This window comes from Cupriavidus sp. D384 (genome assembly GCF_001652915.1).
Taxonomy (GTDB): Bacteria; Pseudomonadota; Gammaproteobacteria; order Burkholderiales; family Burkholderiaceae; genus Cupriavidus.
The window spans coordinates 13949-39936 of sequence record NZ_BBQI01000016.1 but is presented as its reverse complement, the minus strand read 5'-3'; the positions used below and the strand labels follow the sequence as shown (position 1 = coordinate 39936).

At 66.9% G+C, this 25988-nt stretch carries 23 protein-coding genes and 1 pseudogene; 18 read left to right on the top strand and 6 right to left on the bottom strand.

Annotated elements, in window-relative coordinates; translation table 11 throughout:
• Positions 1-451: pseudogene (locus tag A9J21_RS07405) on the top strand (MFS transporter); the annotation flags it as partial.
• A gap of 6 nt (positions 452-457) precedes the next feature.
• Here A9J21_RS07405 and A9J21_RS07400 read toward each other — a convergent pair.
• The gene (locus tag A9J21_RS07400; protein ID WP_066733416.1) at positions 458-1369 is read right to left on the bottom strand and encodes an NAD(P)H-binding protein; all 912 of its coding nucleotides are present in this window, start codon (positions 1367-1369) and stop codon (positions 458-460) included.
• A gap of 328 nt (positions 1370-1697) precedes the next feature.
• Here A9J21_RS07400 and A9J21_RS07395 point away from each other — a divergent pair, with 328 nt between their 5' ends.
• The gene (locus A9J21_RS07395; RefSeq protein ID WP_231906846.1) at positions 1698-3146 is read left to right on the top strand and encodes a glycerophosphodiester phosphodiesterase family protein; all 1449 of its coding nucleotides are present in this window, start codon (positions 1698-1700) and stop codon (positions 3144-3146) included.
• A gap of 65 nt (positions 3147-3211) precedes the next feature.
• Here A9J21_RS07395 and A9J21_RS07390 read toward each other — a convergent pair whose 3' ends face one another.
• Together A9J21_RS07390 and A9J21_RS07385 are read right to left on the bottom strand one after the other, a co-directional pair.
• On the bottom strand, positions 3212-3586 hold the full coding sequence (locus A9J21_RS07390) for a hypothetical protein (RefSeq protein ID WP_066733414.1): 375 nt from the start codon (positions 3584-3586) through the stop codon (positions 3212-3214).
• Between the two features lie 115 nt (positions 3587-3701).
• Positions 3702-3971, bottom strand: a complete 270-nt coding sequence (locus A9J21_RS07385) for an acyl-CoA-binding protein (RefSeq protein WP_066733411.1) — start codon at positions 3969-3971, stop codon at positions 3702-3704.
• Between the two features lie 167 nt (positions 3972-4138).
• On the opposite strand from A9J21_RS07385, the gene tsaB reads away from it, so the two are divergent.
• From tsaB to A9J21_RS07365, 4 genes are read left to right on the top strand one after another with little or no spacing between them, the layout of a single operon-like run.
• On the top strand, positions 4139-4912 hold the full coding sequence (gene tsaB, locus A9J21_RS07380; RefSeq protein ID WP_066733409.1) for a tRNA (adenosine(37)-N6)-threonylcarbamoyltransferase complex dimerization subunit type 1 TsaB: 774 nt from the start codon (positions 4139-4141) through the stop codon (positions 4910-4912).
• Positions 4909-5463, top strand: a complete 555-nt coding sequence (gene rimI / locus A9J21_RS07375) for a ribosomal protein S18-alanine N-acetyltransferase (protein WP_066733408.1) — start codon at positions 4909-4911, stop codon at positions 5461-5463. Before tsaB ends, rimI begins: the two co-directional genes overlap by 4 nt.
• Complete coding sequence (locus A9J21_RS07370; protein ID WP_066733407.1) at positions 5460-6500, top strand: uracil-DNA glycosylase family protein; 1041 nt, start codon at positions 5460-5462, stop codon at positions 6498-6500. The genes rimI and A9J21_RS07370 overlap by 4 nt, the downstream gene beginning before the upstream one ends.
• Positions 6481-7566 (top strand): DUF1853 family protein, encoded by a 1086-nt coding sequence (locus A9J21_RS07365; protein WP_066733406.1) that lies wholly within the window; start codon positions 6481-6483, stop codon positions 7564-7566. The genes A9J21_RS07370 and A9J21_RS07365 overlap by 20 nt, the downstream gene beginning before the upstream one ends.
• A 64-nt stretch (positions 7567-7630) precedes the next feature.
• Here the strand turns inward: A9J21_RS07365 and lplT are convergent, their stop codons facing one another.
• A complete protein-coding gene (gene lplT, locus A9J21_RS07360) occupies positions 7631-8950 on the bottom strand; it encodes a lysophospholipid transporter LplT (RefSeq protein ID WP_066733420.1) in 1320 nt (439 codons plus the stop codon).
• Positions 8951-9421: 471 nt separating this feature from the next.
• Here lplT and alr point away from each other — a divergent pair, with 471 nt between their 5' ends.
• Genes alr through A9J21_RS07345 form a run of 3 tightly spaced genes read left to right on the top strand, consistent with a single transcriptional unit; the run spans position 9422 to position 12715 of the window.
• Entirely contained in the window at positions 9422-10531 is a 1110-nt protein-coding gene (gene alr / locus A9J21_RS07355; RefSeq protein ID WP_066733405.1) for an alanine racemase, read from the top strand.
• A 41-nt stretch (positions 10532-10572) separates the two neighbouring features.
• Complete coding sequence (radA, locus tag A9J21_RS07350) at positions 10573-11940, top strand: DNA repair protein RadA (protein WP_066733399.1); 1368 nt, start codon at positions 10573-10575, stop codon at positions 11938-11940.
• A gap of 4 nt (positions 11941-11944) precedes the next feature.
• A complete protein-coding gene (locus A9J21_RS07345) occupies positions 11945-12715 on the top strand; it encodes a GntR family transcriptional regulator (protein ID WP_066733398.1) in 771 nt (256 codons plus the stop codon).
• Between the two features lie 162 nt (positions 12716-12877).
• Here A9J21_RS07345 and A9J21_RS31425 read toward each other — a convergent pair whose 3' ends face one another.
• Positions 12878-13111, bottom strand: coding sequence for a hypothetical protein (locus A9J21_RS31425; RefSeq protein WP_156545727.1), 234 nt, complete (start codon positions 13109-13111; stop codon positions 12878-12880).
• 42 nt (positions 13112-13153) lie between these two features.
• Here A9J21_RS31425 and oxlT point away from each other — a divergent pair, with 42 nt between their 5' ends.
• A complete protein-coding gene (gene oxlT, locus A9J21_RS07340; protein ID WP_066733397.1) occupies positions 13154-14440 on the top strand; it encodes an oxalate/formate MFS antiporter in 1287 nt (428 codons plus the stop codon).
• A 160-nt stretch (positions 14441-14600) separates the two neighbouring features.
• Positions 14601-15086, top strand: coding sequence for a disulfide bond formation protein B (locus A9J21_RS07335; protein WP_066733396.1), 486 nt, complete (start codon positions 14601-14603; stop codon positions 15084-15086).
• Positions 15087-15145: 59 nt separating this feature from the next.
• On the opposite strand, the gene A9J21_RS07330 is transcribed toward A9J21_RS07335, so the two are convergent.
• The gene (locus tag A9J21_RS07330) at positions 15146-17068 is read right to left on the bottom strand and encodes an ATP-binding cassette domain-containing protein (protein ID WP_066733389.1); all 1923 of its coding nucleotides are present in this window, start codon (positions 17066-17068) and stop codon (positions 15146-15148) included.
• 312 nt (positions 17069-17380) lie between these two features.
• Between A9J21_RS07330 and A9J21_RS07325 the strand changes: the two genes are divergently transcribed.
• The 7 genes from A9J21_RS07325 (at position 17381) to A9J21_RS07295 (ending at position 25981) form a co-directional block, all read left to right on the top strand.
• Positions 17381-18283, top strand: coding sequence for a MurR/RpiR family transcriptional regulator (locus A9J21_RS07325; RefSeq protein ID WP_066733382.1), 903 nt, complete (start codon positions 17381-17383; stop codon positions 18281-18283).
• Between the two features lie 26 nt (positions 18284-18309).
• A complete protein-coding gene (locus tag A9J21_RS07320; RefSeq protein ID WP_066733381.1) occupies positions 18310-19287 on the top strand; it encodes an isoaspartyl peptidase/L-asparaginase family protein in 978 nt (325 codons plus the stop codon).
• A 1-nt stretch (position 19288) separates the two neighbouring features.
• On the top strand, positions 19289-21181 hold the full coding sequence (locus tag A9J21_RS07315; protein ID WP_066733380.1) for a dipeptide ABC transporter ATP-binding protein: 1893 nt from the start codon (positions 19289-19291) through the stop codon (positions 21179-21181).
• Positions 21182-21246: 65 nt separating this feature from the next.
• Positions 21247-22797 (top strand): glutathione ABC transporter substrate-binding protein GsiB, encoded by a 1551-nt coding sequence (gsiB, locus tag A9J21_RS07310; protein WP_066733379.1) that lies wholly within the window; start codon positions 21247-21249, stop codon positions 22795-22797.
• Between the two features lie 329 nt (positions 22798-23126).
• Positions 23127-24047 carry a glutathione ABC transporter permease GsiC gene (gene gsiC, locus A9J21_RS07305; RefSeq protein ID WP_066733377.1) on the top strand — a complete coding sequence of 307 codons (921 nt, stop codon included), beginning with the start codon at positions 23127-23129 and terminating at the stop codon, positions 24045-24047.
• Positions 24048-24057: 10 nt separating this feature from the next.
• On the top strand, positions 24058-24960 hold the full coding sequence (gene gsiD, locus A9J21_RS07300) for a glutathione ABC transporter permease GsiD (RefSeq protein ID WP_066733375.1): 903 nt from the start codon (positions 24058-24060) through the stop codon (positions 24958-24960).
• Positions 24961-24964: 4 nt separating this feature from the next.
• Positions 24965-25981: a P1 family peptidase gene (locus A9J21_RS07295; RefSeq protein ID WP_066733374.1), complete on the top strand. Its 1017-nt coding sequence runs from the start codon at positions 24965-24967 to the stop codon at positions 25979-25981.
• Positions 25982-25988: the final 7 nt, after the last annotated feature.

Below are 25988 nucleotides of genomic sequence, written 5' to 3'. Positions count from 1 at the left end.
GACCAGCCGCATCCTGCCGCACCGCCAGGTGTCGTTCGGGCTGGCGCTGCTGGCGGGGTCGTTCCTGCTGATGGCTACCGGCTCGATGGCCACGCCGTACGTGCTGCTGGTGCTGTACGCGGTGATCGGCCGTATCGGCCTGGGGTGCGTCCTGCCGTCGCTGACGCTGGGGTCGATGCGGGGCGTCGATTTCTCGATGATTCCGCAGGGGTCGAGCTGCATCAACTTCCTGCGGCAGCTCGGTGGCGCGATTGGCGTCAGCCTGGCCGGGGTGGGCCTGCAGTGGCGCCTGGCCGAGCATGGCGCGGTGCTGGGCAAGGGCGGCGATGCAGCGGCGCAGGCCGCGCGCATCCAGGCCTTCGATGAAACGTTCCTGGCCGTGGGGATTGTGATCGCCACGGCCATCCTGGCCGCGTGGCGCATCCGCCCGCGGCCGGTGCCCGAGGGCTGACGCCGCCTAGTGGTTCGGCGCCAGGGCCTCGCGGTGCTGCATCAGGAACGCTTCGACACCGCCTGGCTCGCGGCCGGTCAGCCGCCGGAAGTCGGCGCTGACCGCCTGCATCGCCCCCTGCGCCATGCCGCGCTCCAGATACACAAGCATTCCCGCCACCGGGTCTGGCAGGCCGCCTGCAACCAGGCTGGTGCGCAACACATCCTCCGATACCTCGTCCACTTTTATCTCGATGCCCAGGCAGGCGTGGATTGCCCGCGCGAGCATGATCGGCGTGACCGCCTGCGGGCCGGTGATGTCGACGAATGCGCCCGATGCCCCGATATCGGCGCGCAGCGCGCAAGCCCCAGCCAGCGCGCAGTCGGCCCGGGCGACATATGCCACGCCGGCGTGGGCGTTCAGCGTCCGCAGTACGCCCGACGCGATGGCCCGGCGCGCCGTGGCGAGCACCATTTCCATATAGAACGCGTGGCGCAGCACGGTATGGCCGATGCCGGCGGCGCGCAATGCCTGTTCGGTGGCCACATGGTCTGCAGCCAGCGCGGCCAGCGGCGAATCGGCCGAGGCCATGAACGAGGCATAGACGATATGCCCGACGCCAGCGTTCCGCGCGGCCGCGATCGCGTGCCGATGCTGCTGCACGCGGCGCGCCCCGGCATATTCGGCAGCCGTGCTGGTCAGCAGCAGGCGATCTGCGCCGGCAAATGCGTCGTTCAGGCCCGATGGCTGGTCGAAATCGGCCGGGCGCACATCGACCCCTCTGCGAGCCAGATCCCGAGCCTGCGAAGGCGTGCGGGTGGTGCCGATCAGGGTGGTGGTGCCACGCCATCCGGCGGGGTGGGATTCAACGAGATGGGTGGCCGCGAGGCGGCCGTAGTGCCCGGATACACCGGTCACCAGAAGGTTCTGCGTCTGCATGACATTTCCTTGCGACATGGCGCGGCGCCAATGATCCGGCCGGGCCGGTCACTGGCACGCGTAGCCGGCACGCGTGACAGGGCAGGCGTGCCGGGCGGAATGGCTTGGGATCCCTAGCGGGAAGCAAGGAAGGCAGATGTCATGGCGTGCATGGTAGCGCGACTGTCACGCTATCGATACAGGTGCTTCACGAGCGTGACACATGCACGCCACACGCTACGCGTCGAGGCGTGCAGCAACGATTCCGGCAATGCGGTGAAGGGCATCGCATTGGCACACCTGTTTCGTCGCTCGCGCTTCGTCCATCCCACTTAGCGAGCGACAAAAAATGAAACAAATGATGAACGGCTCCCCCGCCCGCGTGGCGCACCTGCTGGCGGCGCTGGCCGGCAGCCTGACACTGGCCGCATGCGGCGGCGGCGACGACAACGGCTCGACCAGCCCAGCCGCCCAGACGCCGACCACGCCGACCACGCCTGCCACCCCCACCGCGCTCAAGACGCTCGACGGCAATCCGCCGCTGGTGATCGGCCATCGCGGGCTGCCGGGCCTGTATCCCGAGGAGACCCAGGTGTCGTACGAAGGCGCCGCCGATGCGGGCGCCGATTCGCTCGAGGAAGACGTCCACCTGAGCAAGGACTGCGTGCTCGTGGTGCGCCACAACCCCTGGCTCAGCGACAACACCAACGTTGCCGCGGTCGCCACGACCAACGCCACCGTGGCCGCACGCAAGCGCACCGTGCCGGGCGTGCGCGTGCCGGTGTCGTGGCCGACCACGCCCACCAGCGGCCCGTCCACCTATCTGACCGACCTGACCAATCCGGCCGATCCCACGTCGGTGCTGCGCTCGCTGGTTGTCGACGGCGAAGACCACACCAACGACTGGTCGATCACCGATTTCACGGTGGCCGAGCTGAAGCAGTGGATCCGGGGCACCACCTACGACGCCAAGGATGCGCGTCCCACGGCACTGAACGGCCAGTTTCCGATCCTGACGCTGCAGGAGGTCTACGACATCGCGCGCGCCAAGTCGGCGGTGACCGGCAAGGCCTTCACGATCTATCCGGAAGCCAAGAACCCGTACTGGAACAACGCGCAGGCCATTGCCAACGGCTGCGGCGCGGCGGACTCGCGGCCGCTTGAAGACGCGCTGATCCAGTTCCTGAACGCCAACAACCTGAACAGCAGGACCGCGCCGATCTTCCTGCAGAGCTTTGATCCGGCCAGCCTCAAGTACATGCGTTCGAAGGGCGTGCTGGCGCGCATGGTGCAGCTGGTGGACGGCAACGCGGTCAACTACCAGACTGGCGAGATGATCTACCAGACCAACGACGACTACGCGTTTGTCGACGGCCGGCCGTACAGCTGGACGATCACCGGCGACTCGCGCTGGTTTGGCGAAATGCTGACGCCGGCCGGCCTGGCCGAGATCAAGACCTATGCCGACGGCATCGGCCCGTGGAAGCCCCAGGTCTTTGCCTGGAAGGTCACGCCGTGGAAGGCCACCAACGCCGATGGCACGGCCTACACGGGGTCGCTGGCCGACGTGAACTCGGTGGAGCCCACCAGCCTGATCGCCGATGCGCACAAGGCCGGCCTTTTCGTGCATCCGTACACGTTCCGCAACGAGGCGCGCTACCTGCCCGGCAAGTACAAGGGCGATCCGGTGGCCGAGTACCTGGATGCGTTCCGGGCCGGTGTGGACGGCGTGTTCTCGGACTTCGCCAATACGGCCGTGGCGGCGCGGGCGCAGTACCTGAAGGAAACCGGGCGCTAGGCCGGCCGGACGGCTGGATGAGGGAAGGGACGCCCGCGCCTGCGGGCGTTTTCGTTTCCCGGCGCTTATTGCAGCGTGGGCAGTTCGTTGCGCTGGTAGCAGACGCCGGCCAGGAAGCCGCTCAGCACCGACGCGGCTTCGCGGCCGCCTGCCGGGCGGGCCTGGATGGCCGATGCCGCGAACTCGGTCAGCGCCACCATGGGGGCCGAGGGCGGGTTGCCGCCTTCGAACAGGGCGCGCTTGGCGCTGTAGCCATGGGTGCGCATGTCGACCGCGGCGGACATCGCCGTCGCGGCGTAGACGGTGCAGGACTTGTAGCGAACCGGATCGTATGCCGGGGCTGCAGGCTCGGCGGGGCGGGACGGCGCGCGCGGGGCGGCCATCAGCGCCGTCGACAGCATCAGCGCACAGACGCTGAACAGCACTCGGTAGGTCTTCATGTCTTCCAGAATCACGACACTGTTGCCAGATACATTGCGGATAGTCTGGTTATCGGCAGGAAAGACAAGGTGCTGAATGGCGGCGGACGGCGCCAGGCCGTCCGCAGGGGGCGTGTCAGCTGGCGCGGCCGGCCAGCAGGTCGCCCACCAGTTCGATGTACTTCTGCCTGGCTTCGTCCTGGGCGGTGCCCTTGAGCGCTTCCCAGGCCTCGAACTTGTAGCGGCCGACGAAATCGGTCATGCCGGGCTTGTCGCCATGGGCATCGCCTTCGGCGCCTTGCTTGTACAGCGCGTACAGGCGCAGCAGCGTCATGTTGTTGGGGCGCTCCGACAGCGTCTTGACGTCGATTTGGGCCTGGTCGAATTGGGCTTGCAGGTCGCTCATGGGGTCTCCGTGTGGCAATGCGTTGGACAGAGGCGATGATAAGCGCCGCCGGCGTCCGTTTCGGTGCAAAAAAGTCGAGGAAGCTCTCGGTTGCCGGGCTGGCGGCCGCCGCAGGAGCGTGCCGTTGCCAATACTGCTTTGCCTCGCCAGCGGATACAATCGCTGCCATGTCCTGGATTCTTGCTGTCGAGACCTCCACAGAGTGGTGTTCCGTCGCACTCGGGCGCGCTGCCGCGCATGGCGCCGCCGAGTGTTTCTCCCGTCATGAGCACACCGGCGCGCGTTCGTCGTCGCGGGTGCTGCCTGCCGCCGGCGAGGTGCTGGCCGAGGCCGGCATCCGCCTGGCCGACTGTGCCGCCATTGCCTTTGGCGCGGGCCCAGGGTCCTTTACCGGCCTGCGCACGGCCTGCGGCGTGGTGCAGGGCCTGGCCTTCGGCGCGGACCTGCCCGTCATTCCCGTCAACGTGCTGATGGCGTGCGCGGAAAGCGTCCGTAACGTCACGCACGACGGCGCAGCGCTGCCTGCGGGCACGGCCGTGCTGGTTGCCATCGACGCACGCATGGACCAGGCCTATGCCGCCACGTTCCGCTGGGACGATGGTGCGGGGGAATGGGCGATGGACGGCGCCATGCAGGTGGGCGCGCCGGAGTCGATCGCGGCGCCCGAGGGCGATTTCTGGCTGGCCGGCAACGCGCTGACCGTCTTTGGCGACCGCCTGGCGGCGGCGGCCCGTGCCGCGCGCACGGTGCCCGAAGCCATGCCCGACGCCCGTGCCCTGGTGTCGATCGCGCAGCGTGCACTGGCGCGTGGCGAGACCATTGCCGCCGCGGACGCCATGCCGATCTATGTGCGCGACAAGGTTGCTCAGACCATTGCCGAACGCGAGGCCGTGGCCGCCGCCAAGGCCGCCGCGCTGGCCGGACAGGGAGCGGGCCGATGAGTGCCGCGCTGCTGCCCCCCGAGCGTCCCGAGCAACCGGAGTGGCCCGTTGTGCCGGTCATGCCGGCGCTGGCGCCGGGCTGGGCGCTGGATCACATGAGCGCCCGCGACCTGCCGGCCGTTGCCGAGATCGAGCAGCGCGCCTACAGCCATCCCTGGACGCGCGGCAACTTCGAGAACTCGCTCAAGGCCGGACATTTCGGCCTGACGCTGCGCGATCCGTCGACGGCGCTGATCGGCTACGCGATGCTGATGCCGGTGGTCGACGAGATGCACCTGCTCAATATCACCATCGATCCGATCCACCAGCGGCAAGGCTACGGGCGCCTGCTGCTGGCGATTGCGCTGGCGACATCGCACGCGCACCGGCTGCACACGATGCTGCTGGAGGTACGTCCGTCGAATATCGGGGCGCTGGCGCTGTACCTGGAAGCCGGGTTTGCCGAAATCGGCCGCCGCAAGGGCTACTACCCGGCCACGGCGCTGGGGCGCGAGGATGCACTGGTGCTGCGCCGCGTCTGGCCCGCCCGCATGGATGGGGAACCGGCATGAACCGCCGCGCGATGTTCCTGGAAGCCCTGGGCATTCCCGCCGAGTGGGTGCCCCGCCGGGCGCCCGCCGCCGAGATGGCCGAGGATGAACTGGTGGTGGCGGAAGCCGCTGTGATCGACACGGCAGCGGAATCGGCCGTGGAGATGGTGGCAGGGACGGTGGCAGGGACGGTCGCAGGAAAGGCCGCGGCACCTGCAACAGCGGCCCCGCAGGAAGCCCCTGAAGCCCCTGAAGCTTCTGAAGTCCGGTCCATCCGGCCGCCCGGGCCGGCCAGCGTGCTGGCAGATGTTCCGGCCGACACCGATCATGTCGTCGACGCTGCCATGGACGTCGCCATCGACGATGCCGTCGAGCTGGCAGCCACCGTCGAGGCTTTCGACGCGCCGAACCCAGACCGGCCGGCTGCGCCACAAGTAGCGCAGCCGCTGGTGCGCCTGCCCGAGCAGGCGGGCCGCGAGGCGGCCATCGCCGGCATGCCCTGGCCGGAGCTGGCCGACAGCGTGGCGGGTTGCACTGCATGTGGCCTGTGCGACACCCGTACCAACACCGTGTTCGGCGTGGGCGATACCCAGGCCGAATGGATGCTGGTGGGCGAGGCGCCGGGCGAGAACGAGGATTTGCAGGGCGAGCCGTTTGTCGGCCAGGCCGGCAAGCTGCTGGACAACATGCTGGGAGCGCTGGGCCTGGCGCGCGGTCAGAACGTCTATATCGCCAACGTGCTCAAGTGCCGTCCGCCGGGCAACCGGAATCCGGAGCCCGACGAGGTGGCCCAGTGCGAACCCTACCTGAAGCGCCAGATTGCGCTGATCAAGCCGAAGGTCATCGTGGTGCTGGGCCGCTTTGCGGCGCAGTCCCTGCTGCGTACGGCCACGCCGATCGGCAAGCTGCGCGGCACGGTGCATACCTACGAAGGCATTCCCGTGGTGGTGACCTATCACCCAGCCTATCTATTACGCACGCTGACCGACAAGGCGCGTGCCTGGGAAGACCTGTGCCTGGCGCGCGAGGTCCACGATCGTGCGGGAGCTGAAGCCTGATCTCGCGCAGGTGACGCCGCCGGGCGGCTGTGCGCCGGCCGGCGCAGACTTGCCGTTGCCGCTCTGGTGCCGTGCGGCGTCGCAGCGCACACGCGACCTGGCATGGTGCTCGCTGTCCCCGGCACTGCTGTCGCATCTTCCCGATGGCTACCCTGACGGCCCGGCCCGGCTGGCCCAATGGCCGCCTGGCGCCCGGGCAGGGTGGCAGGCGTGGCTGTCCGAGGCCGATCCGGCCATCCTGCCCGAAACCATCTCCGAACTGAGCCAGCATCCAGACCCGACGGGCAGTCGCAGCCTGCGCCTGGGCCGTCATGCCGAGCGATTGCTGCACTTCGCGTTGCGGCACACGCAAGGCGTGGATCTGCTGGCCGCCAATGTGCCGATCCGGCGCGCCAACGGTCATGGCGTGCAGACGCTGGGTGAGCTTGATGTGATCTGGCGCGACCCGTCCAGCGCGGCCGTCGTCCACTGGGAGATGGCGGCCAAGTTCTATCTGAGGGTGGAGGGCGTTGCCGGGCATCGCGCCTTTGTCGGGCCGAATCTTGTCGACCGCCTGGGCGACAAGCTCGATCACATCGTGCGGCGGCAACTGCCGCTGGGTCGCACGGCCGAAGCGCAGGCGCTGGTCGGGCATCCCGTGGATCGCAGCGAAGTCTATCTGCTGGGATGGCTGTTCTATCGCGACGGCGTGGTGCCGCCTGGCCTGGAAACCCTTGGCATTGCGCCTGATCATCTGAACGGGTGGTGGGCGCCGCTTGCCGACTGGCACGCCAGGGCGTCGGACCCGGCCCGGAGCCATGTGCGCTGGTACCGGCTGTCCCGGTCCGACTGGCTGTCGGGTGCCCGTGTGGCCGACAACGCCACCGATACGGCGGCGGTGATGCACGACGCGCTGGCCGAACGCTTTGCCGACCCGCTGCACGCGTGGCGCCGGGAGGCGCCGGTGATGGTCTGTGAACTGGTGCAGGATCAGGATGCGCCCGGCATCTGGCGCGAGTGCTCGCGCGGGTTCGTGGTGCCGGACGACTGGGAGGCGCGGGCCGCGCTGCGGGCCGCGGCGCCGTAAAAGGGCGCCAGAGGGGGCGCCAGAGAGGCGTCCAGGGGGCGCCCGAACGACGCCCCGCGCGTGACTAGTGGTGCTTGTCCTCGCCGATCATCGCCAGCGAGTTGTACATCTTCACATTGTGCTTGTGCAGGCGCATCACCAGCGCCATGGTCGCCACGATGAACAGACCCAGCGCGACGATCACAAAGCCGATCGGCACGTTCAGCTTGATCAGCAGCGCGTACAGGCACAGCATCAGCAGCACCGATACGTTCTCGTTGAAGTTCTGGACCGCGATCGAGTGACCAGCCGAAAGCAGCACATGCCCACGGTGCTGCAGCAGGGCGTTCATCGGCACCACGAAGTAGCCCGACATGGCGCCCACGATCATCAGGAACACATAGGCGATAGCCATGTAGAGCGGCATCGCCATGCCCAGCACGTCAAGCGTGACGGCCGGCATGGTGTCCTTGGTGTAGAACGCCATCAGGATCACGGTGGCACCCATTGCCACGCCGAACGGCAGCACCGACAGCGACTTGCGCAGCGGAATGCGCGCGGCCGCCGCGATGGCGCCCACCGCCACACCCACGGCCACCACGGCCTGGAGCAGCGCGCCTTGCGACAGGTTCAGCCCGAGCGACTTCTCGGCCCACTTGAGCACGATGAACTGCAGCGTGGCGCCCACGCCCCAGAACAGCGTGGTCACGGCCAGCGAGATCTGGCCCAGCTTGTCGCGCCACAGCGCGATGAAGCAGTCGCCAAACTCGGCAATCAGCTTGATCGGGTTCTTTTCCTGCTGGGGATAGCGTGCGCCGGTGTCCGGAATGAACAGGTTGAAGACGGCGGCGACGAAGTAGAACAGCATGATCACCACCATCGCCGCTTCGGCGGGGGTGTTGATGCCGGTGTCGACGTAGGGCAGGTCGAAGCGCAGCAGGATCGTCGACAGGTGCACCGAGATCAGCGCGCCGCCCACCACCGTGCCCAGGATGATCGAGCCGACCGTCAGGCCCTCGATCCAGCCATTGGCCATCACCAGTTTCTCGGGGGGCAGCAGTTCGGTCAGGATGCCGTACTTGGCCGGCGAATAGGCCGCCGCGCCAAAGCCGACCACGCCATAGGCCAGCAGCGGGTGCAGCCCGAACATCATGATGGCGCAGCCCACGATCTTGATGGCATTGGTGATCAGCATCACCTTGCCCTTGGGCATGGAGTCGGCAAAGGCGCCCACGAATGCCGCCAGCACCACATAGGACAGCACGAAGAACAGCTTGAGCAGCGGGGTCATCCACTGCGGGGAATGCAATTCGGTAAGAAGGGCAATGGCCGCGATGAGCAGGGCATTGTCGGCCAGCGACGAAAAGAACTGCGCGGCCATGATCGTGTAGAAACCCTTCTTCATACCTTGGACTTTGTCTCCATCGCGGGCGTCCATGTGGACGGGCAAAAGCGCACCGGCCGGGAGTGCCGTTGCTTGCAGGGAACCTGTCGCACCTGCCTTGTCAAAGTGGGGCGGCGACGCTACTTTCGCGCGCCTTGCGGCTTGCCTGACCGTCATTGACATATTGCTTCTCTTTTAAAACATGGCCGGAGCGTCCGGCTTTATATCACGAATCCGCGACATTTCAGCACACCGGCGGACGCGCATTGGACAGTACTTGCCCGGATGGATTCCCGGAATCGACCTGCGGATGTGGTCAAATATCGCCTGCGCAAGGTGGCGCCGGTGCATCCGCAAAGACCGTCCGGTCCCGAAGGCCTGTTACCGCACAGTGTGTGCCACCTCAACGCCCGAATCCAGTGGCCTGCCGACCGGGTCTTCCCGAGTCTGGTGCAGAACATCGTTCGACAGCCCACGCAAGCAGTCATATCCATGCCAAGACCCATTCACGCTGTCATCCACCAGCCTGCGCTGGCCAACAACCTGGAAGTGGTGCGCCGCCATGCGCCGGATTCCCGCGTCTGGGCGGTCGTCAAGGCCAATGCCTACGGCCACGGCATCCGCCGCGCCTTTGCCGGCCTGAAGGGCGCCGACGGCTTCGGCCTGCTGGACCTCAACGAAGCCGTGCTGCTGCGCGAACTGGGCTGGCAGGGTCCGATCCTGCTCCTGGAGGGATTCTTCCAGCCGCAGGATGTTCCCGTGATCGAGCAATATCGCCTGACCACCGCCATCCATTGCGAGGAACAGCTGCGCATGCTGGAACAGGCCCGGCCCAAGGGCCCGCTCGCCATCCAGCTCAAGCTCAATACCGGCATGAACCGGCTGGGATTCCGGCCTGCCCAGTACCGGGCGGCCTGGGAGCGGGCCCGCACCATGTCGTGGGTGGGCAGTATCGTCCATATGACCCATTTCTCCGATGCCGACAGCGCGCGCGGCATCGCGCACCAGATCGAGGCGTTCGAGACCGCCACGGCCAACCTGCCGGGCGAGGTCAGCCTGTCGAATTCGGCGGCCGTGCTCTGGCACCCGTCGGCCCATCGCAACTGGGTGCGCCCGGGCGTGATCCTGTACGGCGGCTCGCCCACGGGCCTGTCGGCCGATATCGCCGACACCGGCCTGCAGCCGGCGATGTCGCTGCACAGCGAACTGATCGGCATCCAGGACCTGCAGCCGGGCGACACCGTTGGCTATGGCTCGATGTTTACGGCTGACCGGGCAATGCGCATCGGCGTGGTGGCCTGCGGCTATGCCGACGGCTACCCGCGCCACGCGTCCGGCTGGGGCGACAAGCGCGCCCCGGTACTGGTCGACGGCGTGCGTACCGACCTGGTGGGCCGTGTGTCGATGGACATGATCTGCGTGGACCTGACCCCGTGCCCCAAGGCCAAGGTGGGTTCGCCGGTCACGCTCTGGGGTCACGGGCTGCCGATCGACGACGTTGCCGCCGCCAGTGGCACGGTGGGCTATGAGCTGATGTGCGCGCTGGCGCCGCGCGTACCGACCACGGTGGCGATGCTGACCACGGCCGATTCGGCCGTCTGAAGGCAGCCTGCGCCCCATCCAGCCCTAGTCCGGATTTTTCGATGGCCAAGACCAAGACTGTCTATACCTGTACCGAATGCGGCGGTACCACACCGCGCTGGGCAGGCCAGTGCCCGCAATGCAATGCCTGGAACACGCTCGTGGAGACCGTGGCGGATTCGGGGTCGTCGGCCACGCGCCGCTTCCAGCCGCTGGCGGCGTCGGCCGTGGTCCGCAAGCTCAGCGATATCGAGGCCGCCGATGTGCCGCGCTTTACCACGGGCATCGATGAATTCGACCGGGTGCTTGGTGGCGGGCTGGTGTCGGGCGGGGTGGTGCTGATTGGCGGCGACCCCGGCATCGGCAAGTCGACGCTGCTGTTGCAGACGCTGGCGAACCTGTCGGCCAGCCGGCGGGTGCTTTATGTCAGTGGCGAAGAGTCCGGCGCCCAGATCGCGTTGCGGGCGCAGCGGCTGGGGGTGGAGGCCGCCACGCTGGGGCTGCTGCCCGAGATCCAGCTGGAAAAGATCCAGGCAGCGCTGGAGGCCGACAAGCCCGAAGTGGCAGTGATCGACTCGATCCAGACGCTGTATTCCGAGGCGCTGACCTCGGCGCCGGGGTCGGTGGCCCAGGTGCGCGAATGCGCGGCGCAGCTGACACGCATTGCCAAGAGCAGCGGTATCACGATCATCCTGGTGGGCCACGTCACCAAGGAAGGCAGCCTGGCGGGCCCGCGCGTGCTGGAGCATATCGTCGATACGGTGCTGTATTTCGAGGGGGACACCCATTCGTCGCACCGGCTGATCCGCGCGTTCAAGAACCGCTTTGGTGCGGTCAACGAACTTGGCGTTTTTGCGATGACCGAGCGCGGCCTGCGCGGTATCAGCAACCCGTCGGCGCTGTTCCTGTCGCAGCATGAGGAGCAGGTGGCCGGATCGTGCGTGCTGGTGACGCAGGAGGGCACGCGCCCGCTGCTGGTGGAAGTGCAGGCGCTGGTCGACACCGCCAACGTGCCCAACCCGCGCCGGCTGGCCGTGGGCCTGGAGCAGAACCGGCTGGCGATGCTGCTGGCCGTGCTGCACCGGCACGCCGGCATTGCGTGCTTCGACCAGGACGTGTTCCTGAACGCGGTGGGCGGGGTCAAGATCACCGAGCCGGCCGCGGATCTGGCGGTTTTGCTATCGATTCATTCGTCGATGCGCAACAAGCCGCTGCCACGCGGGCTGGTGGTATTTGGCGAGGTGGGTCTGGCCGGCGAGATTCGCCCCAGCCCGCGCGGGCAGGAGCGGCTCAAGGAAGCCGCCAAGCTTGGCTTCACGATGGCCGTGATTCCCAAGGCCAACGCGCCGAAGCAGTCCATCGACGGGCTGGAAGTGATCGCGGTGGACCGCCTGGAGCAGGCGATCGACCGCGTGCGGCACCTGGACTGACGCCATGACCGGCGCTGCCGTGGATGCCCAAGGCGCAGCGTCGCGATCCGTGGCGCGCGCCAAGCGTTCGCAGGCGGCCTACCAGGCGCTGCGCGACGACATCTTTGCATTCCGGCTGTTGCCGGGCGACCGCTTTACCGAAAACGACGTGGCCGAACGGCTGGGCATCTCGCGCACGCCGGTGCGCGAGGCGCTGCAGCGCCTGCAGGGCGACGGCCTGGTGCGGGGTTACTACCGCAACGGCTGGGAAGTGGTGCCGCTTGACCTGAACCGCTTCGAGGCGCTGTATGAACTGCGCACGCTGCTGGAAACCCACGCGGTGACGCGGCTGTGCCAGCCGTCGCACGCCACACGCCGTGCCGGGCTGATCGCCATGCTCGACACGATCTGGCGCGTGCCCCTTGACCGGCGGCTGGCCGACGGCAACACCGTGGCGCAGCTGGACGAGGCGTTTCACCTGGCCATCGTCGATGCGGCGGGCAATCCTGAAGCGGCCGCCGTGCATCAGCAGGTGACCGACCGCATCCGCATCATCCGCCGGCTCGACTTCGCGTTCGGGGAGCGGATCTCGCTGACTTACGACGAACATGGTGCGATCCTGGCCGCGCTGGCCGAAGCCGACGCCGCGCGCACGGTGGCGCTGCTGTCCACGCACATCGAGGATGGCCGCGCCGAAGTCAGCCGCCTGACAATGGCGCGGCTTGAGGCAGCCCGCACCAGCTTCGTGCCGTCGACCGAATCCGGTGCAGCGGCGCGCCGCCGCCGGTTCGGCTGAGCGCGGCCGTTTCTTCGCCGGTTTCTCCGCTCGCGGCATCCCGTCGCGACGCTTTATCACCCGCTATCCCCCACCCCACGCGGCATAGGCTGCCGTACGCCTCTCTGGCACAGGTACCCCCTCGCCAGTAGGGGTGCTCATGGCATGCCTATTGCGACCGTTTTACGCGGGAAATTTATGTATACATAAATCGCGGAACTGTCCGATTCCCTCGCGCAGCGGCATGGCGGCGAACACCGTGGCTGGCACGGTGTCGGGCTGATAGGCGGCTGCAACCGGATGGCCTGTCCCAGGGCGGCAGCGATCCACGCAGCGATGGCGCGGTGGCTGCGTGGTGATCACGCCGTGAGGCAGGCGCCGCCCGGTACCGAATTCCAACAAGGCGTGGCGCCGCATGGCCACGCGTCTCTCTCGAAGTCTGTCTGAAGGAGTGGTTCGATGCGTACCGTTGCTGATAATGCGGCCCTGGGTGTGCCGCAGGCCATGCCGCTGGCGCGCACGCGCTGGCTGCAGTTGCTGCTGGGGCTCGTGTGCATGATGGCGATTTCCAGTCCGCAGTACGTCTGGACGCTGTTCACCAAGCCGCTGTCCGCCAAGCTGGGCGTGCCGCTGTCGGAGCTGCAGGTCACGTTTTCGTTGCTGATCGTGTTGCAGACGTTCTTCTCGCCGTTCCAGGGCGCGATGATCGAACGGTTCGGCCCGCGCCGGCTGATTGCGCTGGGCACGGTGCTGTCGGGCCTGTCGTGGGTGCTGGCCGCATCGGCGCAAAGCGTGAGCATGCTGTACCTGACCTACGGCGTGGTGGGCGGGCTCGGCACGGGCATCGTCTACGTTGGCGTGGTGGGGCAGATGGTGCGCTGGTTTCCGGATCGGCGCGGTTTTGCCGTGGGCATGGTGGCGGCCGGCTACGGCATGGGTGCCATCCTGACCACGTTCCCGATTGCCGCCGCGCTGGCCGGCAAGGGGCTGGAATCCACACTGTGGCAGTTTGGCCTGATCTTCGCGGTGATCGGCTTCCTGGCATCGCAGGGGCTGCGCGCGCCGGCCGCCGGCGAGCAGCTGGCGGTGCGGCCTGTCTACACGCCGTCGAACGTGGCCGACGTGCCGACCCGCAAGATGCTCAAGACGCCGCTGTTCTGGCTGCTGTTTGCGATGATGACGATGATGTCGACCTCGGGCCTGATGGTCACGTCGCAGATGGCCGCGTTTGCCAAGGATTTCGGAGTGTCCAACGCCGTGGTGTTCGGCATGGCCGCGCTGCCGCTGGCGCTGACCATCGACCGCCTGACCAACGGCCTGACGCGCCCCATGTTCGGCTGGATCTCGGATCGCTGGGGTCGTGAAAATACGATGTGCTTCGCCTTTGCGCTGGAAGCGGTGGCGATGACGCTGTGGCTGCTGACGCGCGAGAACGCGGTGTTGTTCGTGCTCTTGTCCGGCGTGGTGTTCCTGGGCTGGGGCGAGATCTTCTCGCTGTTCCCGTCGACGCTGACCGACACGTTCGGGACGAAATTCGCCACCACCAACTACGGCTGGCTCTATATCTCGCAAGGCATCGGCTCGATCTTCGGCGGCCCGCTGGCGGCGCTGATGCATGAGCGGATGGGCAGCTGGATGCCGGTCTTCGGCGTGGCCATCACGCTGGACATCGTGACGGCGGTGCTGGCCATTGCCGTGCTGAAGCCCTGGCGCAAGCGGTATCTGGGCGCACCCGCGGCGGGCTGACAGGGGGTGTGGGTGCGGAGGCGCGGCGGGGCGATGCGTGGGGCGTAGAGGTGCGTCAATCCGCCACAGCGCCGGTTGTGGCGGATTGCACGAGCGTCCCGGTGCCCGACCGGAAAATGGGTAATAATTCGCGTCGAAGCAATTCTTGCCCTCGACACCCATGCAAGCCAACTCTCGCGCCTATTTCCTGCTGATCGCCATTGTCTCGTTCGCGTTGCTCGGCGCCGCGCTGTACATGCAGTACGTGGAAGGCTATCAGCCGTGCCCGCTCTGCATCATGCAGCGCTTTGCGTTCCTGGGCATCGGCCTGTTCTCGCTGCTGGCGGCCATTGCGCAGAACACGCGCACGCTGTGGCAGGGACTGGGCATGCTGTCCGGCGTGGCCGGTATCGCGGTGGCCGGCTACCACGTGTCGCTGCTGCTGAACCCGAAGGCCTCGTGCGGCATCGATCCGCTGGAAAACTGGGTCAACGCGCTGCCCACGGCCAAGCTGCTGCCGCAGGTGTTCTATTCGGACGGCCTGTGCACGGCACCGCTGCCGCCGCTGTTCGGCCTGTCCATCCCGGCCTGGTCGCTGATCTGGCTCGTGATCCTGACGCTGACGCTGGCGGTGGGTCTGATCCGCCGCGAGAAGAACTATCGGTAATCGCTTTTCCCCTCTACCGCGTGCGGCAGAGGGGAGCAGATCCAGGCGGGTGATTTGCGTCAGGCGATCTGCTCGATCTGCTCCTGCAATTCCAGCCAGCGCTCCTCCAGCTGGTCCAGTTCGCCAGTGACCTCGCCCTGGCGCTTCAGCATTTCCATCAGCCGGGCCTTGTTGGCTTCCTCATAGCTTGAAGATTCGGCCATGAAGGCGTCGATGACGGTCTTGTCGGCCTGCAGCACCGACATGCGCTTTTCCACCTTTTCCAGTTCCTTGGTCAGCGGCTTGCGCAGCACCGACAGCCGCTGGCGTTCGTCGGCCTCGGCGCGGCGCTGGTCCTTGCGATTGACGGCCGGCGTGGCCTCGTCGGCGTGGGCGGCCGTGGCGGCATTGCGCTTGGCGGCCGCCTGTTGCAGCAGCCAGTCGCGATAGTCGTCCAGGTCGCCGTCGAACGGGCGGATCGTGCCGTCGGCCACCAGCATGAACTGGTCGGACGTGGCGCGCAGCAGGTGCCGGTCGTGCGAGACCAGGATCAGCGTGCCTTCGAACTGCGCCAGGGCCATGGTCAGCGCTTCGCGGGTGTCCAGGTCCAGGTGGTTGGTCGGTTCGTCCAGCAACAGCAGGTTGGGCTTCTGCCAGACGATCAGCGACAGGGCCAGCCGCGCTTTCTCGCCGCCCGAGAACGGCTCGATTGGCGAAGTTGCCATGTCGCCGCGGAAATTGAAGCTGCCCAGAAAGTCGCGCAGCTCCTGCTCGCGCACGTCGGGCGCCAGCCGCGCCAGGTGTTGCAGCGGCGAATCGTGGTCGCGCAGCGTTTCCAGCTGGTGCTGCGCGAAGTAGCCGATGACCAGGCCCTTGCCCAGCCGCACCGTGCCGTTGAGCGGGGGCTGCGTGCCGGCCAGCGTCTTGACCAGCGTCGACTTGCCCTGGCCGTTGGCTCCGAGCAGGCCGATGCGCTGGCCGTTCTGGATCGACAGCATGAGCCGGTGCAGGATGGTGATGGGCGGGTCCGCTTCGGCGTAACCGCAGTCGACGTTGTCGAGCACCATCATCGGGTTGGGCGCCGAATCGGGTTCGCGGAATTCGAACGCGAAGCCGGCTGCCACGTGCACGGGCGCCAGCCGCTCCATCTTTTCCAGCGCCTTGACGCGGCTCTGCGCCTGGCGTGCCTTGGTGGCCTTGGCCTTGAAGCGCGTGATGAACGATTCCAGGTGCGCGATTTCCTTCTGCTGGCGCGTGTAGGCGGACTGCTGCTGGGCCATCTGCTGCAGCCGCATCGTTTCGAACAGCGTGTAGTTGCCGCCGTAGCGCTTGAGCTGCTGGTTCTCGATATGCACCGTGACGTTGCAGATCGCGTCCAGGAATTCGCGGTCGTGCGAAATCATGACCAGCGTGCCCGGATAGCGGGCCAGCCAGTCTTCGAGCCAGACGATGGCGTCCAGGTCCAGGTGGTTGGTCGGCTCGTCGAGCAGCAGCAGGTCTGACGGGCACATCAGCGCCTGCGCCAGGTTCAGGCGCATGCGCCAGCCGCCCGAAAACGACGCCACCGGCTGCGACACCTGCGGCAGCGTGAAACCCAGGCCCAGCAGCAACGCCTCGGCGCGGGCCGCGGCCGTATAGCCATCGGCATCGGCATAGGCGGCATGGGCCTCGGCTTCGGCCGAACCATCGCCGCTGGCCTGGGCGGCGGCAATGCGCGATTCGATCTCGCGCAGGCGCGTGTCGCCATCGATCACGTATTCAACGGCCGTGCGCTCGACGGCGGGTGTCTCTTGCGCCACATGTGCGATACGCCACTGCGTGGGCACGGTCACATCGCCGCCATCGGGATGCAGTTCGCCGCGCAGCATCGCGAACAGGGTGGACTTGCCGCTGCCGTTGGCGCCGACAAGGCCCACGCGCTCGCCCGGATTGAGCGTGACGCTGGTGTGGTCGAACAGCACCTTGGTGCCGCGCTGGAGGACAAGCTGGTCGATTCGTATCACGTGGAGGGCTTCAAGGCAGGTAAGGCTCGATCGGCTGGGCGGCCGATGATTCGGCAGGCCGGCATTGTAGCGCGCCGGGGGGCACTGGCCCGCCGCCGGCCCCGCCGGCTTTCAGTCGCCTTGCATGTCCGCTTCCATGTATTGAGGGATTTCCCGTATTCGATCACTTAGGTCATTGCGGGCACGCCATTTGCGTGTAAATTTATTTACATTGAGTGCTGCACTGCGAAAGTGCCTTTTCATCGCCGGACCCGCGCCAACACGCCCGGCGATGCTTCAAGGCGGTGCCAACCCCACACCCGACGTCCTGACATGCCCATCGGCCAGACGATTTCCGAACGCATCGCTCGCGCCTTGCCCACACTGACGCCCGCGCACCAGCGCATGGCGAACTATGTGCTGGACAACCTGTTTCGCGCGGCCACCATGCGGATCGACGAATTCGCCACGGCGGTGGAGGTGTCGGTGGCCACGGCCAACCGCTTTGCCAAGGCGCTGGGCTTCGAAGGCTACCCGCAGTTCCGCGCCGAACTGGTGCGCGGGTTCGAAGCCACGCTGGCGCCGGTGGAGCGCCTGCGCGACGAACTGGCGCGCCCGAGCACGGTGGCCGAGGTCTTTGCCGCGTCGCTGGAAGATGGCGCCCGCAACCTGGAATCCACGCGCCGCAATCTCGATCCCGAATCGATCGAGCGGGCCGTCGACGCCATCCTGCAGGCCGAGCGCGTCTATGTGATGGGCTTCGGCGCCAGCGGCTACCTGGCGGGCCTGATGCAGCACGGGCTGGAAATGCACTGCCGGATGGTGACGTCGGTGTCGACGGTGGGCGGTGCCTCGCACGCGGCGCGGCAGCTGTTCAAGCTGACGCCGAAGGACCTGGTGGTCTGCATCGCGTTTCCGCGCTACGTGACCGATTCGATGAAGCTGGCCGAACGCGTGAAGGCGCACGGCGGCCGGCTGCTGGCGCTGACCGACGGGCCGACCTCGCCGCTGGCGCCGCTGGCCGACATTGCGCTCTATGCGAACGCCGGCAACCGCCTGTCCGCCAACTCCGAAGCCACGGTGCTGGCGCTGATCGAGGCGCTGTGCGGCGCGGTGTCCTACCGCTCGGTGCGCGCGGTGAAGGCGGCGGCCGAGATGACCGAATTCCTGCTGCCGTGGCTGTACGGCGCGCCCGGTGCGCGCGACGACCGCGGCGCGCAGAAATCCTCAGACTGAAGTCAAGAAGGGAAGTAGAAGGACCTATGCCTCAAGCTGTTATCGCCATCCACGGCGGCGCCGGCACGATCACCCGTGCGGCCATGGACGCCAACCGCGAACGCGAATACACCATCGCGCTGGAACAGGTGCTGCTGGCCGGCCAGCGCGTGCTGGCCGAAGGCGGCAGCGCGCTCGACGCCGTGACCGAAGCCGTGCGCCTGCTCGAAGAGTGCCCGCTGTTCAACGCCGGCAAGGGCGCCGTGCTGACGCACGCGGGCACCTACGAGCTCGATGCATCGGTCATGGATGGCGCCACGCTCAATGCTGGCGCCGTGGCCTGCGTCAAGCGCCTGCGCAATCCGGTGCTGGCCGCCCGTGCCGTGCTGGAAAAGAGCGAGCATGTGCTGTTTGCCGGCGAAGGTGCCGAGGCATTTGCCGAAGCGCAAGGACTGGAACTGGTGGCGCCGGAATACTACTTCACGCAGGCCCGCTACGACCAATGGCAGCGCGCCCAGGGCACCACCGGCATGGCGCTGCTGGATCACGATGCCGCCGCGCTGGCGGCCAGGGCGGCGCAGGAAGGCAAGGCCGATCCGCTCGATGCGGACAAGAAGTTCGGCACGGTGGGCGCCGTGGCCTGCGATGCCAATGGCAACCTGGCCGCCGCGACGTCGACCGGAGGCGTCACCAACAAGCAGGTGGGCCGCGTGGGCGATACGCCGGTGCTGGGCGCCGGCTGCTATGCCGATGACGTGGCCGCCGTATCGGCCACGGGCACCGGCGAGATGTTCATCCGTACGGCGGCCGCGTTCGATGTGTCGGCGCAGATGCGCTACGCGGGCTTGTCGCTGGAGGAATCGGCACGTCGCGTGGTGATGGAAAAGCTGCCGGCCATCCACGGCCGGGGCGGCCTGATTGCGGTGGATCGCGCGGGCAACGTGACGTTGCCGTTCAACACCGAAGGCATGTATCGCGGCGTGGCCCGCGTCGGCGAACCGGTCAACGTCTGGATTTACGGCTGATATGCAGAAAACTGTTTCCAAGCATGGCATCGTGCTGCCGCCCGAGCGCGCGGTGGCCGTGGACAACCTGACCGTGCGCTTTTCCACGTCGGAACGTACGGTCGAGGCGGTGCGCAACCTGTCCTTCCACGTGGATCGCGGCGAAACGCTGGCCGTGGTGGGCGAATCGGGCTCGGGCAAGTCGGTCACTTCGCTGGCGCTGATGCGCCTGGTGGAGCACGGCGGCGGCAAGATCGCCAACGGCAACATGCTGCTGCGCCGCCGTTCGGGCGAAGTGCTGGATCTGGTCAACTCGACGGAATCGACGCTGCGCAGCGTGCGCGGTGCCGACGTGGCGATGATCTTCCAGGAGCCGATGACGTCGCTGAACCCGGTGTTCCCGGTGGGCGAGCAGATTGCCGAATCGATCCGCCTGCACCAGGGCAAGGGCAAGGCCGCCGCGCGCGCCGAGGCGCTGCGCATGCTGGAGCTGGTACGCATTCCCGAGGCACGCCGCGTGCTGGACCGCTTCCCGCACCAGCTGTCGGGTGGCATGCGCCAGCGCGTGATGATCGCCATGGCGCTGTCGTGCAAGCCGGCGCTGCTGATTGCCGACGAACCGACCACGGCGCTGGACGTGACGATCCAGGCCGAAATCCTGCAGCTGATCCGCAACCTGCAGGCCGAGATGGACATGGGCGTGGTCTTCATCACCCATGACATGGGCGTGGTGGCCGAGGTGGCCGACCGCGTGCTGGTGATGTACCGCGGCGAAAAGGTGGAAGAGGGCACGTCCGACGACGTGTTCCATGCGCCGGCCCACCCGTACACGCGCGCGCTGCTGTCGGCCGTGCCCAAGCTTGGCGCGATGTCGGGCACGGACCTGCCGGCCCGCTTCCCGCTGGTGCAGATGAGCGACACCGACGCTGCGGTCAGGGAACTGCCGCAGGACACCGTGCCGGCGGGCGCCGAGCCTATCCTGCGCGTGCGCGACCTGGTCACGCGCTTTGACGTGCCGGGCGGCCTGTTCGGCAAGGTCACGCGCCGCGTGCATGCGGTGGAGCAGGTCAGCTTCGACCTCTATCCCGGCGAGACGCTGGCGCTGGTGGGCGAATCCGGCTGCGGCAAGTCCACCACGGGCCGTTCGCTGCTGCGCCTGGTCGATGCCCAGAGCGGCACGATCGAGTTCGCAGGCCAGAACATCAGCAAGATGCAGGGCCCGGCCCTGCAGGCACTGCGCCGCAATATCCAGTTCATCTTCCAGGACCCGTTCGCGTCGCTCGATCCGCGCGTGCCGGTGGGTTACTCGATCATGGAACCGCTGCTGGTGCACAAGGTGGCCAGCGGCAAGGAAGCCGAGGCCCGCGTGGCCTGGCTGCTGGAGAAAGTGGGCCTGACGGCGGCGCACGCGTCGCGCTATCCGCACGAGTTCTCGGGCGGCCAGCGGCAGCGTGTCTGCATCGCCCGGGCGCTGGCGCTGAACCCCAAGGTGGTGGTGGCCGACGAGTCGGTGTCCGCGCTGGACGTGTCGATCCAGGCGCAGATCGTCAACCTGATGCTCGACCTGCAGCGCGAACTGGGCGTGGCCTTCCTGTTCATCTCGCACGACATGGCGGTGGTGGAGCGCGTGAGCCACCGCGTGGCGGTGATGTACCTGGGCCAGATCGTCGAGATCGGCCCGCGCCGCGCCATCTTCGAGAATCCGCAACATCCCTACACGAAGAAGCTGATGTCGGCGGTGCCGATTGCCGACCCCGCGCGCCGGCATCTGAAGCGCGAACCGCTCTCCGACGAGATTCCGAGCCCGATCCGCATGGTCGGCGACGAACCCGTGGTGCAGCCGCTGGTGGCCGTGGCCGGCAGTGGCGCGCATGGGCACTTTGTGGCACGGCACGCCATTGGCGGCGCCTATTGACCGATTCCGTAGTACCGAAGTCGCTGTATCCCCTGTATTCCTGCTTTCCCGATAGAGGAGAAGAGATGTCCAAGGTTTCTTTCCGGCTGATGGCCGGTGCTGCCGCAGTCGGCGCCATGGGTATGCTGGCCGCCGCCCCGGCCTTTGCCGCCAAGGATGCGGTGATGGCCGTGTATTCGACGTTCACCACGCTCGATCCGTACGACGCCAACGACACGCTGTCGCAGGCGGCCACCAAGTCGTTCTACCAGGGCCTGTTCGGCTTCGACAAGGACCTGAAGCTGGTCAACGTGCTGGCCGAAAGCTATGACGTCAGCAAGGACGGCCTGGTCTACACGTTCAAGCTCAAGAAGAACATCAAGTTCCACGACGGCACCACGTTCGACGCCACGGCCGTCAAGGCCAACCTGGACCGCGTGACCGACCCCGCCAACAAGCTCAAGCGCTACACGCTGTTCAACCGCGTGGCCAAGACCGAGGTGGTGGACCCGTACACGGCCCGCGTGACGCTCAAGGAGCCGTTCTCGCCGTTCATCAACGTGCTGGCCCACCCGTCGGCCGTGATGATCAGCCCGACCGCGCTGAAGAAGTACGGCAAGGAAATTGCCTTCCACCCGGTGGGTACCGGCCCGTTCGAATTCGTCGAATGGAAGCAGACCGACTACCTGAAGGGCAAGAAGTTTGCCGGCTACTGGAAGACCGGCTACCCGAAGATCGACACGATCACGTGGAAGCCCGTGGTGGACAACAACACGCGCTCGGCCGTGATGCAGACCGGCGAGGCTGACTTCGCGTTCAGCATTCCGTTCGAGCAGGCTGCCGTGCTCAAGGCCAGCCCGAAGGTGGACCTGATCGATTCGCCGTCGATCATCCAGCGTTACCTGTCGCTGAACACGACGGTGAAGCCGTTCAACGACCCGAAGGTGCGCCAGGCCATCAACTACGCCATCAACAAGGAAGCGCTTGCCAAGGTGGCCTTCGCGGGCCATGCCGTGCCGGCCGACGGCGTGGTGCCGCATGGCGTGGACTACGCCGAGAAGCTGGGCCCGTGGCCGTACAACCCGGCCAAGGCGCGCGAACTGCTGAAGGAAGCCGGCTACCCGAACGGCTTCGAGACCACGCTGTGGTCGGCCTATAACCACACCACCGCGCAGAAGGTGATCCAGTTCGTGCAGCAGCAGCTGCAGCAGGTGGGCATCAAGGCGCAGGTGCTGGCCCTGGAAGCCGGCCAGCGCGTGGAGCGCGTGGAATCGGTACAGAAGCCGGAAGAAGCCGGCGTGCGCATGTACTACGTGGGCTGGTCGTCGTCGACCGGTGAGTCGGACTGGGCACTGCGTCCGCTGCTGGCATCGGAATCGATGCCGCCGAAGCTGCTGAACACGGCGTACTACAAGAACGACCAGGTGGATGCCGATATTGCCGGCGCGCTGCGTACGACTGATCGTGCCGAGAAGGCCAAGCTGTACAAGGATGCCCAGCAACGCATCTGGAACGACGCCCCCTGGGCCTTCCTGGTGACCGAGAAGATTCTGTACGCCCGTGCGAAGCGCCTGACCGGTGCCTACGTGATGCCGGACGGCTCGTTCAATTTCGACGAGATCGATATCAAGCAGTAAGCATGGTGCTGACTGGCAGTTTTTTTCCCTCTCCCGCCTGGCGGGGGAGGGGCCCGGGGAGAGGGCCCAGCGGTTCGGGTTGCATACGTCGCATCCTGGCAGGCCATGCCGTCTCCCCCAACCCTCTCCCACGCGTGGGAGAGGGGAGCAGTGAAGCAGTGAAGCAGTGAAGCTGCAGTAGTAGTAGATATGAAGTGGTAGCAGTCGCGGTAAGCAGTGCATAACAAGCTGTTTATAAATGCGGTAAGCCGAGAGGCCGCCTGCCCGTGTATGCGGGGTGAAAGGGCGGGCGGCCACCGGTCTCAAATTTCTGGTTTTCTGGTGTCAGGATGCTGAATTACTTCCTCAAACGATTTCTGGGCGTAATACCGACGATGCTGCTCGTGGCAGTGTTGGTGTTCCTGTTCGTCCACCTGCTGCCTGGCGATCCGGCGCGGCTGGCCGCGGGCCCGGAAGCCGATCAGGCCACCGTCGAGCTGGTCCGCAAGGATCTTGGGCTCGACCGCCCGATGCACGAGCAGTTCGTGCGCTTCTTCACGAATGCCCTGCAGGGAGAGTTCGGTACGTCGCTGCGTTCCAAGCGCCCGGTTTCGCAGGAAATCGGCGAGCGCTTCCTGCCGACGCTGTACCTGACCCTCACGTCGATGGTCTGGGCGGTGGTCTTCGGCATGGCCATCGGCATCAGCTCGGCGGTATGGCGCAACAAATGGCCCGACCGCCTGGGCATGACGCTGGCCGTCTCGGGCATTTCGTTCCCGGCCTTCGCGCTGGGCATGCTGCTGATGGAGATTTTCTCGGTGCAGCTGGGCTGGCTGCCGTCGATCGGCGCCGATAGCTGGAAGCACTACATCCTGCCGTCGCTGACGCTGGGCGCCGCCGTGGCCGCCGTGATGGCGCGCTTTACGCGGGCGTCGTTCATCGAGGTGCTGCAGGAAGACTTCGTGCGCACCGCGCGCGCCAAGGGCGTGCGCGAGACCGTGGTGGTCATCAAGCACGCGCTGCGCAACGCCATGATTCCGGTGGTGACGATGATGGGCCTGCAGTTCGGCTTCCTGCTGGGCGGCTCGATCCTGGTGGAGATGGTGTTCAACTGGCCGGGCCTTGGCCGCCTGCTGGTGGACGCCGTGGAAATGCGCGACTACCCCGTGATCCAGGCCGAAGTGCTGCTGTTCTCGCTGGAATTCATCCTGATCAATCTGGTGGTGGACCTGCTGTACACCGTGATCAACCCCACCATCCGCTACAAGTAAGGAGGCTGACATGACCGAGCTTTCCACGTCCGCCACCGCCACGCCGGCTTCGGCCCCCGAAGCCGTCCGCACGCCCTGGACCGAGTTCTGGCGCAAGTTCCGCAAGCAGCACCTGGCGCTGGTTGCCGGCGTCTTCGTGCTGCTGCTCGTGGTGATCGCCGTCCTGGCGCCCCATATCGTGCCGTACGACCCGGAGAACTACTTCGACTACGACGCGCTGAACGCCGGCCCGTCGGCCGCCCACTGGATGGGGGTCGACTCGCTGGGCCGCGATATTTTCAGCCGCATCCTGGCCGGCACGCGGATCTCGCTGGCCGCCGGCGTGTTCTCGGTGGTCATCGGCGCCATCATCGGCACGCTGCTGGGGCTGCTGGCGGGCTATTACGAAGGCTGGTGGGACCGCATCGTCACGCGTATCTGCGACGTGCTGTTTGCCTTCCCGGGCATCCTGCTGGCTATTGCCATCGTCGCCATCCTCGGCAACGGCATGGTCAATGTGATCATGGCCGTGGCCGTGTTCAGCGTGCCGGCGTTTGCCCGCCTGGTGCGCGGCAACACGCTGATGCTCAAGCGCCTGACCTATGTGGAAGCGGCGCGCAGCATCGGGGCGTCCGACTGGACCATCCTGATGCGCCACATCCTGCCGGGCACCGTATCGTCGATCGTGGTCTATTTCTCGATGCGGATTGGCACGTCGATCATCACGGCCGCCGGTCTGTCGTTCATCGGCCTTGGCGCGCAGCCGCCCACGCCCGAGTGGGGCGCGATGCTCAGTCAGGCGCGCGCCGACATGGTTACCGCGCCGCACGTGGCTATCTTCCCTAGCCTGGCGATTTTCCTGACCGTGCTGGCGTTCAACCTGCTGGGCGACGGCCTGCGCGACGCGCTGGACCCGAAGATCGATCGCCGCTGATTCCATGGCTAACGCTCCCATCGTCGGCCGCCTGCCCGCCGGCCCGCGTAACGCCATGACCGACGTGGCCGGCGTCACGGTCGGCCACTGCACGCTGGCCGACGGTGCCTGCCAGACCGGCGCGACCGTGATCCGCCCGCACGCAGGCAATGTCTACACCGACAAGGTGCCGGCCGCCGCCACGGTCTTCAATGGCTTCGGCAAGAGCATCGGGCTGGTGCAGGTGGACGAACTCGGCGTGCTGGAAACGCCCATCGCGCTGACCAATACGTTCTCGGTAGGCGCACTCGCGCAGGCGCAGATCCGTCACGCGATTGCGGAGAATCCCGAGATTGGCCGCAAGTGGCCGACCGTCAATCCGCTGGTATTCGAATGCAATGATGGCTATCTGAACGATATCCAGGCGATGGCCGTGCAGGGTCAGCACTACGACGCGGCGCTTGCCGCAGCGGGGCTGGACGTCGCGCAAGGTGCGATCGGCGCCGGGCGTGGCATGTCGTCGTTCGGGGCGAAGGGCGGTATCGGCACGGCGTCGCGCATGGCGGGCGCCTATACGGTCGGGGCCCTGGTGCTGTCGAACTTCGGCACGGCCGAATCGCTGATCCTGGCGGGACGCCCGCTCGGCGCCGCACTCGACGCCCGGCTGAAGCAACTGGCCGAGCCTGAAAAGGGCTCGATCATCATGATCGTGGCGACCGACGCCCCGCTCGATGCGCGCCAGCTGCGCCGCCTGTCGATGCGCGCCGGCACCGGGCTGGCCCGGACCGGTTCCATCTACGGCCATGGCTCGGGCGACATCGCACTGGCCTTTTCGACGGCCTATACCGTGCCCCACCTGGCGGACGCGCCGATGCCGGCCGTGCCCATGGTGCATGAGTCGAAGCTGGACCCGGTGTTCCGCGCGGCCGCCGACTGCGTCGAGCAGGCCATCGTCCATGCGCTCTGGCACGCCGAGACCGTTCAGGGCCGCGACGGCCACACCCGCCGCGCGCTGCGTGAACTGCTGCAAGACCTGCTGTAAAGCCTGA

Coding starts and splice junctions, on each gene's coding strand:
- A9J21_RS07390 (WP_066733414.1), bottom strand. CDS start 3,586: ATGAAGACCTACCGAGTGCTGTTCAGCGTCTGTGCGCTGATGCTGTCG.
- gsiC (WP_066733377.1), top strand. CDS start 23,127: ATGCTGAATTACTTCCTCAAACGATTTCTGGGCGTAATACCGACGATG.
- A9J21_RS07320 (WP_066733381.1), top strand. CDS start 18,310: ATGCCTCAAGCTGTTATCGCCATCCACGGCGGCGCCGGCACGATCACC.
- A9J21_RS07335 (WP_066733396.1), top strand. CDS start 14,601: ATGCAAGCCAACTCTCGCGCCTATTTCCTGCTGATCGCCATTGTCTCG.
- A9J21_RS07370 (WP_066733407.1), top strand. CDS start 5,460: ATGAACCGCCGCGCGATGTTCCTGGAAGCCCTGGGCATTCCCGCCGAG.
- A9J21_RS07400 (WP_066733416.1), bottom strand. CDS start 1,369: ATGCAGACGCAGAACCTTCTGGTGACCGGTGTATCCGGGCACTACGGC.
- A9J21_RS07395 (WP_231906846.1), top strand. CDS start 1,698: ATGAAACAAATGATGAACGGCTCCCCCGCCCGCGTGGCGCACCTGCTG.
- A9J21_RS07325 (WP_066733382.1), top strand. CDS start 17,381: ATGCCCATCGGCCAGACGATTTCCGAACGCATCGCTCGCGCCTTGCCC.
- A9J21_RS07385 (WP_066733411.1), bottom strand. CDS start 3,971: ATGAGCGACCTGCAAGCCCAATTCGACCAGGCCCAAATCGACGTCAAG.
- radA (WP_066733399.1), top strand. CDS start 10,573: ATGGCCAAGACCAAGACTGTCTATACCTGTACCGAATGCGGCGGTACC.
- alr (WP_066733405.1), top strand. CDS start 9,422: ATGCCAAGACCCATTCACGCTGTCATCCACCAGCCTGCGCTGGCCAAC.
- gsiD (WP_066733375.1), top strand. CDS start 24,058: ATGACCGAGCTTTCCACGTCCGCCACCGCCACGCCGGCTTCGGCCCCC.
- rimI (WP_066733408.1), top strand. CDS start 4,909: ATGAGTGCCGCGCTGCTGCCCCCCGAGCGTCCCGAGCAACCGGAGTGG.
- A9J21_RS07315 (WP_066733380.1), top strand. CDS start 19,289: ATGCAGAAAACTGTTTCCAAGCATGGCATCGTGCTGCCGCCCGAGCGC.
- gsiB (WP_066733379.1), top strand. CDS start 21,247: ATGTCCAAGGTTTCTTTCCGGCTGATGGCCGGTGCTGCCGCAGTCGGC.
- tsaB (WP_066733409.1), top strand. CDS start 4,139: ATGTCCTGGATTCTTGCTGTCGAGACCTCCACAGAGTGGTGTTCCGTC.
- lplT (WP_066733420.1), bottom strand. CDS start 8,950: ATGAAGAAGGGTTTCTACACGATCATGGCCGCGCAGTTCTTTTCGTCG.
- oxlT (WP_066733397.1), top strand. CDS start 13,154: ATGCGTACCGTTGCTGATAATGCGGCCCTGGGTGTGCCGCAGGCCATG.
- A9J21_RS31425 (WP_156545727.1), bottom strand. CDS start 13,111: ATGCGGCGCCACGCCTTGTTGGAATTCGGTACCGGGCGGCGCCTGCCT.
- A9J21_RS07295 (WP_066733374.1), top strand. CDS start 24,965: ATGGCTAACGCTCCCATCGTCGGCCGCCTGCCCGCCGGCCCGCGTAAC.
- A9J21_RS07345 (WP_066733398.1), top strand. CDS start 11,945: ATGACCGGCGCTGCCGTGGATGCCCAAGGCGCAGCGTCGCGATCCGTG.